Annotated in this window: 8 protein-coding genes; all 8 read right to left on the bottom strand. The window is 54.4% G+C overall.

The window, feature by feature from the left end:
- The coding region (locus Q0X57_RS04295; protein WP_297728152.1) for an efflux RND transporter permease subunit at window positions 1-2,428 on the bottom strand (2,428 nt) is incomplete at its 3' end.
- A 34-nt stretch (window positions 2,429-2,462) separates the two neighbouring features.
- Window positions 2,463-3,515, bottom strand: a complete 1,053-nt coding sequence (locus Q0X57_RS04290; protein ID WP_297728149.1) for an efflux RND transporter periplasmic adaptor subunit — start codon at window positions 3,513-3,515, stop codon at window positions 2,463-2,465.
- Window positions 3,516-3,550: 35 nt separating this feature from the next.
- Window positions 3,551-5,002: a TolC family protein gene (locus Q0X57_RS04285; protein ID WP_297728146.1), complete on the bottom strand. Its 1,452-nt coding sequence runs from the start codon at window positions 5,000-5,002 to the stop codon at window positions 3,551-3,553.
- 239 nt (window positions 5,003-5,241) lie between these two features.
- On the bottom strand, window positions 5,242-5,700 hold the full coding sequence (locus Q0X57_RS04280; protein ID WP_297728143.1) for a transcriptional repressor: 459 nt from the start codon (window positions 5,698-5,700) through the stop codon (window positions 5,242-5,244).
- Between the two features lie 18 nt (window positions 5,701-5,718).
- Window positions 5,719-7,008 (bottom strand): methionine adenosyltransferase, encoded by a 1,290-nt coding sequence (gene metK, locus Q0X57_RS04275; protein ID WP_297728140.1) that lies wholly within the window; start codon window positions 7,006-7,008, stop codon window positions 5,719-5,721.
- Window positions 7,009-7,661: 653 nt separating this feature from the next.
- Window positions 7,662-9,665: a helix-hairpin-helix domain-containing protein gene (locus tag Q0X57_RS04270; RefSeq protein ID WP_297728137.1), complete on the bottom strand. Its 2,004-nt coding sequence runs from the start codon at window positions 9,663-9,665 to the stop codon at window positions 7,662-7,664.
- Window positions 9,607-12,195, bottom strand: a complete 2,589-nt coding sequence (locus Q0X57_RS04265; protein ID WP_297728134.1) for a Smr/MutS family protein — start codon at window positions 12,193-12,195, stop codon at window positions 9,607-9,609. The genes Q0X57_RS04270 and Q0X57_RS04265 overlap by 59 nt, the downstream gene beginning before the upstream one ends.
- The gene (rseP, locus tag Q0X57_RS04260; protein WP_297728131.1) at window positions 12,161-13,489 is read right to left on the bottom strand and encodes an RIP metalloprotease RseP; all 1,329 of its coding nucleotides are present in this window, start codon (window positions 13,487-13,489) and stop codon (window positions 12,161-12,163) included. The genes Q0X57_RS04265 and rseP overlap by 35 nt, the downstream gene beginning before the upstream one ends.
- Between the last annotated feature and the right edge of the window lie 292 nt (window positions 13,490-13,781).

The raw sequence follows: 13,781 nt of genomic DNA, 5'->3' as shown, positions 1-13,781 counted from the left end.
TCTGGTAAATGGCGGGGGGCGCAAAGTGCTCCTCGACCTTGCCCAGTTCGCCTAGTCGTACACTCGTTCCCTGAGGGGTACGTACCAGTGTCTGAGCTACATCGTCTAAGCTACGTCTGAACTCAGGTGCCAAGCGCACACGGATCTCATACTCCTGCCCATCCTCACGATAGAAGGAGGCGGTAGCCCCGTAGATACTGTTGCGCAGATAGCTCGCTACCATACTATTGGTCAAGCCATGCTCAGCGAGACGCTGCGGGTCGAAGATGACTTGGTACTCAGGCATAAACTCGTCCCGATTGCTCAGCGCCTGAGCGCAAGCGGGAGACTTACTAATCTCCGCCATAAACGCTTTGGAGATCTGATCGGTGACGGCAAAGTCGTGTCCGTAAATATCAACATTGACAGTACTCTGCTGTCCTCCACCACCTGTCTGAATGGAGACATTGTACTGCTTGATACCAGGCGTAGCGCTTAGATCACGCCGTATCTCGGCTGCAACCTCTTGCGTAGAGCGTGTGCGCTGATTCGCATCAACGAGCTTGACACTAAAGGAGAGGATATTATCCGCATTGTCCTGAGCTAGCGTCGAGGCTCCAGACTGAAACGCATCCGCTTGCCCCGTGGAGAACTGGAGCATCGCTATCTCGGAGTACTTCTTGCGCCATTCCTCGGTAAGGCGATGCCCTTCAGCGAGCGGACGGTCTATAGTAGTACCAACGGGATAGTACGCCTTGACAAAGATATACCCGCTATCGCCTTGTGGCATAAACTCGGTCTTAATCAGCGAGCCCAGCGTGAGCGATAGAGCAAAAACAGCCAAGGAAAGACCTACCGTAAGCCACTTGTGTCGTAATACCCAGGCAAGCGTCCTCTGGTAAAGCACCGTGAGTCGCTGGATGAAGTCGTTGAAGGGGCGTAGGATCTTCGGGGCTTCACTCTCCTTACGCTGTCGATTAGCTCGCAGCATATGAGCACAGAGCGTAGGTGTCAGGGCAAGCGCACAAGTGGTTGAGACAATCATCACGATACTGACGATCCAGCCTAGCTGACGGAAGAGTAGTCCCGCCATGCCCTGCATCATCACCATCGGGAGGAAGACGGCTAGCATCGTCAGCGTAGAGGCGATGACCGAGAGCGCTACCTCATTCGTCGCATGGATGGCAGCTTGCTTGGGATAGCTCCCCCGCTCGATGTGATTGGTAATGTTTTCAAGCACCACAATCGCATCATCCACCACCATACCGATGGCTATGGAGAGCGAGCTGAGCGAGATAATATTGAGCGAATTGCCCGTCAGCAGTAGATATATAAAGGCAGAGAGTAGCGAGATCGGGATCGTCAGTACGATGATAAAAGTGGCGCGCCAACGGCCTAAGAAGAGCAGGACGATGAGCATCACGACGCAGAAGGTGATGGCAATCGTTGAGCTCAGACTATTGATCGAGCGCACGATGAAGTCGCTCTGATCCATAATCACCTCTATCTTGACGTCCGAGGGTAGGTTCTTCACAATCTGCGGAAGCTCCTTGAGAACCCTCTTATTCACCTGAACAGTGTTGGCTCCTGACTGCTTCATCAGCATAAGCATAGCGCCCCGCTGGTTGTCCACATAAGAGAGCGTCTGCTGCTCAGGGTCACCATCTACGACGCTCGCCACGTCTCGCAAGTAGATCGTCTGACCGCCAAAGCTCGTTATGGGTAGCTCCTCTAGCTGCTTCGGGTCTACAATCTCACCGATAGCTCGGAGGGAGATTTTGCTTGTCTCTAGGTTCATCGATCCAGCCGAGACGTTGCGGTTTGCCACCGTTATGAGGTTGCTCACATCACCGACCGATATACCGTAGCTCTCGAGTTTGTGCGGGTCGCAATAGACATTGACCTGACGCTGCCTTGCGCCTAGTAAGTTAACTCCTCCCACGCCTTCTATGCGCCCCAGCGGTGTCACCACCTGGTCACTTAGAATTTTGTAAAGAGACTTTGAACTGGCGTCAGACTTGACCGAGAGCATAAGGATAGGGAGGTCATCCATACCAAACTTGATGATGTTTGGCGTGCCAGCCCCATCGGGGAGCGCCTCCGTGATAGCACTTATCTTATCTCGGGTTTCATTGATTGTACTCTCTATGTCCAGCCCCTCCCGGAGCTCCAGCGTGACGACAGAGACATTCTCTTTGCTTTGCGAGGTAATGTGCTTGACTCCGTTGATACCGTTGAGCACGTTTTGGATGGGCTTGGTAACGTTGTTTTCCACCTCCTCAGGAGCGGCTCCAGAGTAAGAGGTGACGATCATAATCCGATTGAGCTGCATATCGGGCAAGAGGTCTATCGGCAGGCGTGTCAGGGCAAAGAGTCCCAAGACGACCACCCCGACGAAGATCATAATCGTGGTGACAGGACGGTGAACGGCTGATTGATATAGACTCATAAGCTAAAGGCGAGGATCTGTGTGTTGGGAGAGATTACTTCTGAGCCTGCGAAATCTGCACAGGCATCTGATCGGACAGGATGCTGGCTCCAGTGGTGACTACGACATCGCCTGAGGATACGCCCTCACTGATGGCAGTATACTTGCCGATGGTACGCTCTACGAGGACTACCTGCCGATGAGCGATGCCGTCTCGTACGATGTAGACGCACTGCTCAGCACTGCCTATCTGCTTGACGATGCTCTCTGTCGGGACCACCGTGTACTCCTTATCGCCTAGATTGATCAAGACGCGAGCATACTGTCCAGGCACCAGCTTGCGCTCAGGATTAGTCGCTTCAATCTCTATGGTAAAGGTGTGGGTCTGTGGATTGATCGTCGGATACTTCAGCGAAATCTTACCAGCAAAAGTCTCGTCAGGCAGGGACTCCGAAGTAATCGTCACGGGCATCCCTTTGGTCATCTGCCCGTAGTAACGCTCCGAGGGATTGACCCGTAGTACCACTGGGTTGACTTGCTCCACCACGAGCAGAGGCATCTGCGGAGACATCATATCGCCCGCATCGTAGTTACGCGCTGTGACCACACCCGAAATAGGGCTACGGAGCTGCGTGTTCTCCTTTATATTATTGTAACTCGTCTGAGCCAGTGTGAGGGCTCGCCGTGTAGCCTCCCACTCCGACTGCGAGATACCGCCTATCTTGTAGAGCTCGTCTATACGAGCTAGAGCGCTCTTGCGCTCCTCAAGCTGTAGACGCGCCTGCTCCAGCTGACTGTGATCCATCTCAGCGAGGAGCTGCCCACGAGAGACCTGCTGTCCCACCTCTACATAGATACGCTTGATGCGGGAGGCCATCTGCGGTGCTATCTGATTAGTCACCTTAGCCTCGATCGTGCTGGTGTACTCTTGTAGGTCTGGGAGCGTCTGCACCGAGACGGTCGCCACCTCTACATGCTTGATGTCTGTTGAGTCAATCGTATGCGAAAAGGTCGTCTTGCCATCCTTGCTCGCAGAGCTACAACTGGTAAGAGATAGAAGAACTAAGCTCAGTGCTATGGGAACAACTGTACGTATAGAGAGAAACATAGGATAGTTTGTTTGTCTTGAAATGGTTTGTATCGCTAGAAGTATCGTGTCATTCGTTTGATCGAGTTGAGACGCTCCTCGTAATCACTGCGTGAATCGGAGGAGAGCGGTGTCTCAGGGGCTATGAGTTGCTCTATCTCCACACCCGCTATGAGGTAGTCGTAGAGCGCCTGTGTCTGATTAAGACGAGCCTGTAGGAGCGCCAGTTCAGCATCGTTGACCTCTAGAAGCGTACCCATCCCCGTGTCGTACATACGCTGTGCGATGGTGTAGCCCCGCTCGGCTGTCGCCTGTATCTGCGTCGCCGTATTGTACTGCTCCTGAGCCTTGTGCGCCTGGTCTCGCTGATGCTGCATACCGAGCGTGAGTGACCGCTCTGCATCTTGTCGCTGGAGCTTCAGGAGCAAAGCACGCCCCTTGGCTTGTCGCGTCGTGTAGTAGTTCTTAAGCCCTGTGAAGAGTGGAAATTGGAACTGCAGGCTCACGACAGAAAAGGGAACCCAGAGACGACTCTTAGAGAGGTCAAAGTCGTTTGACGAGAAGTTGAAATTGTAGTTCGCCCCTAGTGATATCGAAGGCACCCAGCTCAGCTTGGAGAGCTTGATACTCTCGTCCGCTATCTGTTGCTGTAGCTCTAGCGCCCGCAAGGTTGGATTGGTCGTGAGCCAAAGCGAGTCAGTCGTCGGTACCTGCGCTATGAGTTGCTGGCTCTCGGCTTGGTAGTCCTGAAGGTGTCCCACCAGTCTCAGACCTGTGTGTGGGTCTAGTCCTAGTAGCACCGCTAACTGCATATAGGCTAGACCAACGCCCTGCTCCGCCTGCAGTACCGAGGGCTTGATATTAGCGTACTGTACCTCAGCACGCATTTTGTCGTACTCCGCCACGAGCCCCGCTTCGTACCGCTGAGTAACCCGCTCGAGGTTCAGCTCCGCATTGCGCATACTCTGTTGCAACGTCTCCCAAGACTCCTGTGCGAGGAGGACCGTATAGAACGCTTTCTTGATCTGTCCGACCAACTCCTGACGAGACTGCGAGGCTTGCTGTAGTGCTAAGTCGACCTGCTTGCGATTGATCTGCAGTGCCTTCCAGAGCGTTGCATTGACGAGTGGCATACCAGCCTGTAGTCCCAGCTGTATATTGTGCGTACGCCCCACCTCGATACCATCTTCCATACCAGGCACAGAGCCCATACCGGGCATACCGTCGAAGTAGATGCGCTGCTTCTTGAGCGTGTAGCCGTAGTTGCCCGAGAGCGACAGCTGCGGGTAGAGAGCGCTTTGTGCCTCCCGCTCGGCATACATTTGATTGACCAGAGCCACGTCCTTGCCCAGCACCATCGGACTCTGCTCCAGTCCGAGAGAGATGCTCTCGTCTAGTGTCAGCACGAGCGTATCAGGTTGTTGCGCCGAGAGCGTCAGCGTAAGTAATAATAAGTACGGTAGCATCATATAGCGCCACCTAGAGATGAGATGAATCTGTTGTCTCATATGATAGTAGGTGTATAGGGGAGCGCTCTCTAATGCGAGATACGCCCGAGTTGATTCCTTTTTGAATACTCTCTTAGAATCAAATAGGTCTTTTTCGTTTAATTTCGCACCGAATTTACGGGAACTTCGTCATATCTCCATTAACTTATTAGCACGCCCAGCCTAAGTCCTGCCCTAGGTGAGAGACACTTTCAGCAATTTTCTTCAAGGGAGATGAGACTCTGTACAGCCGTGTTGCGCTATCGTCGTCCGAGACGATAACACTTAGGACAGACCCCCCAGTAGAGCAACAGAGGCGTGACATCACTGTAGCGAGGAGGCGTAACCGTCTGCAGCTCACTCATCGTCGGTCCATTGCGATAAAGCATTGCTGCACCGCAGTGGCGACAGAGAGCCAACGCCTTGCCTCGGCATAGGGAGGTGCGCACGAGAGAGCCCGACAAGCCCATCGGGAGGGGGAGTAGGATGCCAGCCTTAACAAAGAGGTCTATGCTACTATAGATAGTCGTCGTGCCGATTGATAACTCCCGCACCTTGGCGAGAGCTATCAAATCCTCGGCAGTGAATATCCTATTCTGCTCTCCGACTAAGCTTAGCAGAGCATCACGCACATGGCTACGGTTCATACCGTGTTGCTTTATGTAACGCTGGAGTTGGCGCTGCTCATCTTCTTGCAGCATTTCGGAGAGGGGTGACATAGAGCTAGCTACTCGTAACTAGAGGTCAAACTCCTTGCGTATGCGCTCCACATAGTCCAGCTTCTCCCAGGGGAAGAGCTCGACCTCTATCTCGATAGTGCCTCTGTGGAATGTCTCAAAGCTCTTCTTAACCCGACGCACATCACGTCCGAAGTGACCATAAGCAGCGGTCTCCTCATAGATTGGCTTGCGTAGGTCAAAGCGCTGCTCGATAGCGTACGGTCTCAGGTCAAAGATGCGCAAGACTCGTTGCGCTATCTCGCCGTCGCTCATATTGATCGTCTTACCAGAAGTGTGGACGTATATGCTCACAGGTTCTGCGACACCAATAGCGTAGGAGAGCTGTACCAGCATCTCGGAGCAAATGCCCGCAGCCACCATGTTTTTGGCAATATGACGAGCCGCATAGGCTGCTGAGCGATCTACCTTAGAGCAGTCCTTGCCCGAGAAGGCTCCACCACCATGAGAAGCACGCCCACCGTAAGTATCCACGATGATTTTACGACCTGTGAGCCCCGTGTCCCCGTGAGGACCTCCGATGACAAACTTACCCGTTGGGTTGACCAGTAGACGATACTCCTGCACGGCAAAGAGATCAGCGTACTGCGGATAGTACTTCTCCACACGAGGGAGCAGGTAGCATCGTATATCCTCCGTTATTTGCTCCTGCATTTTGAGATCGGCAGCGTGCTGCGCCTCGTAAGAGTCATCGGCAGGCTTGATAAACTCATCGTGCTGCGTGCTCAAGACGATCGTGTCAATGCGCACGGGGTGGTTATTCTCATCATACTCTACCGTCACCTGACTCTTGGCATCTGGTCGTAGGTAAGGCATCAGCTCAGGCTCCTTCTTGCGTATCTCTGCAAGCTCAAAGAGGAGCGCATTAGAGAGGTCAAGGGGCAGAGGCATATAGTTGGCCGTCTCGGTCGTTGCATAGCCAAACATCATACCCTGGTCGCCAGCTCCCTGCTCTTCAGGGTTATCACGATCCACGCCACGATTAATATCGTTGCTCTGGTCATGGATGGCGCTCAATATGCCACAGCTACGGGCGTCAAAGCCATACTCAGGCTTATTATACCCGATACGCTCCACGACCCGTCTCACGGTCGCATCTAGATCCACATAAGCATTGCTACGCACCTCGCCCGACACGATTACCTGTCCCGTAGTGACTAGCGTTTCGCAAGCAACACGCGAGTTAGGATCACCCGCTAGGAGCTGATCCACGATGGCATCTGACACTTGGTCTGCCACCTTATCTGGATGTCCTTCAGACACCGATTCTGATGTAAAGAAGTAGTTCATACTATTGATATACTAATTGGATAAAAGAGATTATGTTGAGGCTACTGGACAGTGCTAGAGCCTCTGGTCATAACAAGAGAGCACCCCACCAGTCTGACGGATCAGCTCGTGGGGTGCTTTTGATGTCTCTAGGCTTGCTTAGAAAGGTCCTCCAGCGGTCTCTACGAGAGAGATGGGGAGGTAAGTTTTTAGCATTTTTCTAAGTGGTTGCAAGCTTATCAAATCCATCCACTACGATCCGAGACCTCTTCGGAGCCTCTTATCATCACGTGGAGACAAAGGTAAGACAAACTTTTTAATCTCGCAAATCAGCCGTTCAGTCCATCCTCAAATTCAATCGCTCCCGAGAAAATCGGAAAGCTCCACGGAGCAAACGAAAATTCTCCACGGAGAGCCGAAATAAAAGTTCGGAAGAATGAAATGAAACTTCGGAAGAATGAAATGAAACTTCGGAAGAATGAAATAAAAGTTCGGAAGAATTTTCTCGACCCTCACTGGATAATCCATAATATCCACGGAGGAGTCTTTCAAATTCCTCCACCTTTTGATTTCTTTCATTGAGACATAGATGCACTCATCCTCTATGATGCGGCATTCCTACAAATCAGTATTTGTAGGCGCAAAGTATCAGACTATTGTCTTCCGAGGCTATATCAGAAGCGGTAGACGAGGTAGCTGTCGGCGCGCCAGCGGGAGACATCTTCGTCTAGGCTACAATCGTAACGCACGGAGGCTGAGAGTGTCCAGCGCGGCGCTAGCTGCCACTGCAGGAGTAGTGCAGTGGCAACACCTCGGCCAGTAGCGCTGTACAACCCGAAAGCGTAGCGAGAGGTGGGCAGGTAAGCGTAGCTCGCAACCCGCACGTGGTCGGCGTGGTAGTAATGTCCCGAGAGCGCAATGCTGAGCGGACAGCGCACGCCCATACGATAGCGGGCAACGGCAGTGAGCGACCGCCCCCACTGCGCCTCATCTTGTTCCTCTAATTGACGCTGCTGGATAGTTCCGACAAGCTGTAGGGAGAGGAGCTCTAGGCTATAGCGTAGCGTACTACTGAGTCGCCAGCGCAGCGCCTCTTCATTGGAGCGTCCCAGCTGCCCGTACCAGAGTTGCTCGATCTGATTGTTGTAGCGGGTGGTGAGGTAGAGACGTGTCAGGAGACCACGACTGCGCTCTAGCTTATGATAGCGAGGCTCAAGGCTTTCGTATAGCTCTAGCATAGCACGCAGGGTGGAGCGCTTCAACAGGCGCATGGAGCCGTAGAGGCGAAGCCCCATATCGTTGCCCAGACGGGCGTAGTGGCTCTCGCTCCGACCATAATAGGAGGCGAAGCGTGGAGACATATAATATAGTGTCACGCCGAGGTCTCGCTGCCGAGGGGTGTGGTAGCGCAGGTGCTGTATGAAGCCCAGATGCTCTAACTGCTCAGTGGCTAGTTCGCCCTGCAGTTCCAAGCGTCGCGACTGGCTCTGCCACTGGTAGGCAAGCGAGGTGAGCCAATGCGACTGGAGCGGCCTGTCGCTCGCTATGGCTTTGTAACCAGGCATAAAGGCTAAGTCATACCCCATCCAGTCAGCATAGAGCGTCTGTAGCGAAATGGAGGCTCGTGGTGTGGTGTAAGCGAGCTGCGCACCCACCGTCTGCATAGGTATGAGCGCTCGCTGGTCTCGTCGCTCAGGGGTGTCGTAGCGCATGTTAGGTCTGATAGCCTCTATCAGGCCTTGTCGCTCATCGATCGTGCCGTCGAGCCGACTGTAAGAGTAAAAAGCGGAGTAACGCCACGCTCCCCAACGCCCCTCACTCGCAATGCCTCTCAAAGTACGCTCACGCATCGCACTGAGCGAAGGGGAGATCATCGTCTTATGACTCGTGAACTGAGGTAGCGCACTCGCACTCGCCCAAACGGAGCGAGCAGCGAGGAGACCAGCGCCCCACCCCACTTTAAAGTGTCCAAGCACCACCTTATCAAGGTAGGGCAAGCGAGGTTCATACATAGCGAAGTAGCGCCAGGTGCCATCTTTCGCCAGTTCTTGCGGGTATCTCTGATACTGAGCCGCCACCTGCCAAAGCCCCTTCTGTCTGAGCGATATAGCCGAGCGAAGCTTGAGCGGGTCATGCCACGCTTCAGAGACGGCTTCGGAAGCTTTATGGTAGCTCATCGCAAGGTAAGCTTCGCCAGTGAGTGGCGCCTTGGGCTTTTCATAAGGCTTCCCAGCGAAAGGTCGCACCGTCACATAGGGCGCCACACGAGCTATCGTCTCACGATCCCAGCCCGTGACCCACTTGAGGTCATAAATCGACTGGAGCTCGCCACCGCGCTCATCACGATAAAGCCTAAGCTGATGAAGCTGCTGGCGGGTGAGAAAGGGAAAGCGCTCCTGCAGCTCCTGCTGAGTGGCACGGTTCAGGTCAAGCAGCTCCTTTGCCTTCGCCTCTTGCGGTGATAGCTCTAGCAAGTCGTCCTCCCCTAGCTCGGAGAGTTCGTCACTTGGCAAGCTCTCGACGAGCCACTCGAGGGGAAGTTCGCTCATCGTGAGCGAATCGCTCTGCGCCCACCCCGTCAGCGGAAGGAGGAGCAAGAGAACTAAATAGAGCTGTCCCCTACTCCTGCAGATGAACGATCGTAATGCCTGCACCGCCAAACCGCACATCTTCATCATGATAGTGGCTCACCCCTGGATAGTGGTCGAGTAGCTCACGGATAGAGATCCGTAGCGCTCCCGTCCCCGTGCCGTGCAGTATCTGCACACGATTGAAGCCTAAACTGATCGCATCATCGAGGAAGTATTGAACCGCTTGGATTGCCTCAGCAGCTCGCATACCCCGCACGTCTAGTCGGTCGGAGAAGTCCAGCCGACGCTCATGCAGATGCTCCACCACATTGGTCGTATGGGCTGGTTGCGGAGCTGCCTGCGCCTGCTCCTCCTTGCGCTCACTGCCAAGTCGTACGATCTCATTAGGCTTGCAGGTGATACGTATGCGACCATTGACCACCACCGTGGCACTACTGGCCGAAAGTTCAGAGAGGAGACCCACCACATTCATCGTGGTGACCCGCACCTCGTCACCCTCCTTAGGAGGCTTCGGCACAGAAAGCTTGACTGGCGACTGGCTTTGCGCATCACGCTCTGGGGCGCCGCCCTGCTTGCGCTTACGCTCCTTACGCTCCTTGCGACGCTTGAGCCGCTCCAACTCACGCTCCACACTACCCGACGGCTCCAACGTCTCAGCCTGTGCCAGTTGCTCGCTGTAGGCGCTGAGAGCTTGGCGAGCCTCCTTGGTCTGCTGTCGCTCCGCTTGGCTCTCCTTGATCTCTCGGATCGTGCGCTCGATCTGAGCACGACTCTGATCCAGTAGTTGTGTTGCCTCCTGCTGTGCTTGCGTCAGAAGGTCCTGCCGCTGCTCCTTGAGCTTCGACAGACGCGCCTCGTAGTCTGCCAGGAGGCGCTCGAGCTTCTGCTCCCGATGCTCTATCTCGGTGCGCTTGCGCTGCCAGTACTGCTTGTCGCGTACGATGTCCTGCACGTAGCGCTCGCTCTGGATCACCTCCTCGCCGACCAGCTCGGTGGCGTACTCCAGCACCTTGCGAGGCAACCCTTGCTGACGTGCTATCTCTAGGGCAAAGGAGCTTCCCGGCTGACCAATGGATAGTTCGTAAAGTGGCTTCATCTCCTTCTGGTCATAGAGCATAGCACCGTTGACGATGCCCTTGTGCGTGGTCGCATACTCCTTGAGATTGCGGTAGTGCGTCGTGATGACGCCCCATGCCCGCTGCTCATTAAAGAGTGCCAAAAGCCCCTCCGCTATGGCTCCACCCAGCTCAGGCTCCGTACCAGCTCCAAACTCATCAATCAGGAGCAAACTATTCGCTCCACAAGTGGCCGACATAGCCCGCATGTGCTTCAAGTGCGAAGAGTAAGTACTCAGATCGTCCTCCATAGACTGATTGTCGCCTATCTCTATCGCTAGGTGGTTGAAGACACCCGCCACCGAGTCAGGGTGCACGGGAATCGGGATGCCACTCTGCAGCATGTATTGAAGTAGTCCGACCGTCTTGAGACAAACCGACTTACCGCCGGCATTAGGACCCGAAATGACAAGGATACGTTCGTTGGGATAGCGTAGCAAGATATCCTGCGCGACAACGCTCTTGCCCTCTTGACTGAGCGTGTGCTGGAGTATTGGGTTGACCGCCTGGTACCACTGAATAGTTGGCTTGTTGCGCACCTCGGGTATGGAGCAGTGCATCTCATCGGCAAAGCGAGCTATCGCACAGACCGCATCAATGCGCCCCATGGAGAGGTAAAGCTGGGACAACGTCTCACGACGCTCCCGAATAGGTGCCGTAAGCTGGCGCAAGATCTCAATCACCTCACGATGCTCCTCGCTCTCCAGTTCACGGATACGGTTGTTTGCCTCGACCACCTCGAGAGGCTCTATATATAATGTCTTGCCCGTGGCACTCTCGTCGTGGACTATACCTGGTATCTGACGCTTGTGCATAGCAGTCACAGGTAGGACGGGGCGCCCCGAGCGCATCGTTGCCTGCGCATCCTCCTCGACATAGCCAGCTGCCTGTGCTGCCGTAAGCAGGCCTCGCATCAGCTTCGCAATGGCACGCTCCTCACGCTGTAGGGCGAAGCGTAGCTCAGCAAGCCGTGGCGAAGCGTTGTCCACCAGTCGTCCATGTGGATCAAGCTTGCGCAAGATCGTTTGCGCTATCTCCTGCAAGCCTTCACTACCCACCACAAGCCGTGACAGGCTGGGATAGAGCGGTGTGACCTCTCCCGCCCCATTGTCCTGCACTTTCGTCAAGAGCCTCGACCACGCCTCATAGCTCACGATCGCCTGAGCCACCTGCGCCAGCTCCTCCTCAGTCAGGTAACTGCCCTCAGCACGTAGCGTGCCGAGCGTAGCCCGCAGGTCAGCGACACGTCGTGTGGGGAGCTCCATCGTGACGTTCAGCAGATGTCTCATCTCCCGCACACGCTCTAGGCGATGGCGGATAGCGTCTGGACGAGTCGAGGCGGTCAGCGCACCGACCATCTCCCGCCCCATAGAGCTGTGACACTCCGAGGCGATCAGATCTAGCAGGTCGTAGTAGCCTACTTTGTCTAGATAGTCCGAGGGATAGGTTATGTCGCTAGGCATCTTGTCAGAAGAGCTTAAAGAGGTCATTGGCATTAGCATAGATCACCAGAGCTATCAGGAGCAGCATCCCCACCATCTGCGCTCGTATCAGCACTTCATCCTTTACCTTGCGCCCGGTGATCATCTCCCAGATGACGAAAAGCAGGTGCCCTCCGTCCAGTCCCGGTATGGGGATGATATTCATAAAGGCAAAGATGATCGACAGCAGAGCGCATATCTGCCAAAAGGTGAACCAGTCCCACTGCGCAGGGAAAAGCTTACCCATCGAGACCAAGCCCCCTAATGAGGAAGCTCCCTCAGGTGTGAAGACATACTTCATATCCTGCGCATAGCCCGAGAGCGTGCCTATACCCTTGTGCCACCCTACCACAAAGCTCTCTGGCAGTGAGTAGCGCACCTGCTGCACCTCGTAAATGTCTTGCAGCGGACGGAGCATCACCCCGATCACGCCCATCGTGTCGGGACGTATCGCCAGCTGCACCGTATCACTGCCACGGAGCCACTCAGAGCTAATCCACTCGCCCGCATGGGTGTAGAAGTAGCGACGACCACTCGGCAAGTGAGGCATCGGGATACTGTCCAGCGCAAGCAATTTGTCGCCACGCTGCACCCCCGCCTCGGCAGCTGCACTGCCTAGCACAATACTGTCTGCGACAAAGGGGACCTGCATCGTCATCAGCCCCTCGTTGCCTCGCAAGATACGTTGCATCATATCGTCAGGGATCGCTATATTGACCAGCTGACCATCGCGCTGCACGGTCACCTCCTTTGCCTCGATCACCGCACGCATGAAGTCGGCACGCAGCACGTCCCGCTCCTTGCCGTCGATGGACCATATGATGTCTCCATCGTGAAAGCCTACCTCCTGAGCCGCAGGACTAAAGATCATCCCCGCCGTGACCGACCGTGAGGACATCTCCACATCGCCCCAGTGGTACGATATGCCCGCATAGATCAGGAGCGCCAAGATGAAGTTAAAGAGCACCCCACCGATCAGGATGAAAAAGCGTTGCCATGCCGGCTTACTGCGAAATTCGTTGCCACGCATCGGCTCCTTGATCTGATCCGTGTCAAGGCTTTCGTCGATCATGCCGTGGATCTTGCAGTAGCCCCCGAGCGGGAGCCAGCCGATACCGTACTCCGTTTCGCTACCCTTGGGGCGATAGCGCCAGAGCGCCTTACCCTTGAGGTCAAAGAAGAGATAAAACTTGTCCACCCGCACGCCAAAGAGCCGCGCAAAGAGGAAGTGCCCCAGCTCGTGTATAAAGACCAAGAGACTCAGCGCCAAGAGCAACTGCCCGATCCGCATCAGAGTACTCATGAGTGCTATCATATCTATACCCATCTAGTTTGTCGTAATTATAGCTAGCCACAAAGGTACAATAATATTGGGGGCTAGCTTGTGGATCTATGGTTGACACAGTGCAAATAGACTATACATATGGTTATTAACGCCCAATTTCCTATCCACTCTATCAAGGAGATCAATCACTCCCCGTGGAAAATATCAAATCGCTCCCTAGGGATTCGGCATTCTCCACGGAGGAACGGAACGATTCTTCGGAACTTCAAAATCTTTCTTCCGAAGTTTCATTTCATTCTTCCGAAGTTTTATTTCCTAGTTC

Origin of the sequence: uncultured Porphyromonas sp. (assembly GCF_947254915.1) — a bacterium.
GTDB lineage: Bacteria > Bacteroidota > Bacteroidia > Bacteroidales > Porphyromonadaceae > Porphyromonas.
Note: the sequence above shows the minus strand (reverse complement) of the source record. Positions and strands in the feature narration are given on the sequence as shown.

Bases quoted from the DNA above. Each gene is read 5' to 3' on its own strand.
- Q0X57_RS04290 (WP_297728149.1), bottom strand. From the start codon at position 3,515: ATGTTTCTCTCTATACGTACAGTTGTTCCCATAGCACTGAGCTTAGTT.
- Q0X57_RS04285 (WP_297728146.1), bottom strand. From the start codon at position 5,002: ATGAGACAACAGATTCATCTCATCTCTAGGTGGCGCTATATGATGCTA.
- Q0X57_RS04280 (WP_297728143.1), bottom strand. From the start codon at position 5,700: ATGTCACCCCTCTCCGAAATGCTGCAAGAAGATGAGCAGCGCCAACTC.
- metK (WP_297728140.1), bottom strand. From the start codon at position 7,008: ATGAACTACTTCTTTACATCAGAATCGGTGTCTGAAGGACATCCAGAT.
- Q0X57_RS04270 (WP_297728137.1), bottom strand. From the start codon at position 9,665: ATGATGAAGATGTGCGGTTTGGCGGTGCAGGCATTACGATCGTTCATC.
- Q0X57_RS04265 (WP_297728134.1), bottom strand. From the start codon at position 12,195: ATGCTAATGCCAATGACCTCTTTAAGCTCTTCTGACAAGATGCCTAGC.
- rseP (WP_297728131.1), bottom strand. From the start codon at position 13,489: ATGATAGCACTCATGAGTACTCTGATGCGGATCGGGCAGTTGCTCTTG.